The organism is Psychrobacter sp. 1U2, from assembly GCF_051847575.1.
The window spans coordinates 1-570 of record NZ_JBPYDC010001576.1; the positions used below are offsets into that span (position 1 = coordinate 1).

A 570-nucleotide genomic window follows, 5' to 3' on the forward strand; every position below is an offset into this window, starting at 1 on the left:
CTGGGTTTGGAATGACATCTATCAAGCTAACCAATAAATTGTCGTTTAGTTCGCGAGCAATTTGCTGCGTGAGATCATTGCGATAGGGATAATAAGCTACTTTTTCGCCTGATATGATGATACGCTCAGCCTCATTAATCATGTTGTTTAATTTATCTGATGGGACAAATCCAAAATAGTATGTCATTTTATTCCTCTTGAGTGTTTTATCATATCCAGCGTCAGTATGGTCAAATATCTGTATGAGGACATCTTAAGCCAATAAAATGACGCTATAACGCTTGTATGCATTTACTGTCGCAATAATTTGTGCAGGTAGCGTATAGGTATGGAAATATCGAACCTGCATTTTAACAACTATCACTGCCTAAACTGTATTAAGACTACGTTTATACTACTGTGTAACAAATATACTAATCGTTACACTTTAGGTCGGACAGACTTAAGCAAAGACTAATAACCATAAGATCAAAAAAGGTAGGGGGATATGTAATTTGATCCTCATTATCTTATCTAGGGAGAGATAAAATGAATAGTGCTATTGTATTATTATTCGGAATTGCTGCGATG

Annotated in this window: 1 pseudogene; it reads right to left on the bottom strand. The window is 35.4% G+C overall.

Annotation, left to right across the window (positions count from 1 at the left end):
* Positions 1 to 187, bottom strand: a pseudogene (locus ACS8FD_RS23275) (hypothetical protein); the annotation flags it as partial.
* Between the last annotated feature and the right edge of the window lie 383 nt (positions 188 to 570).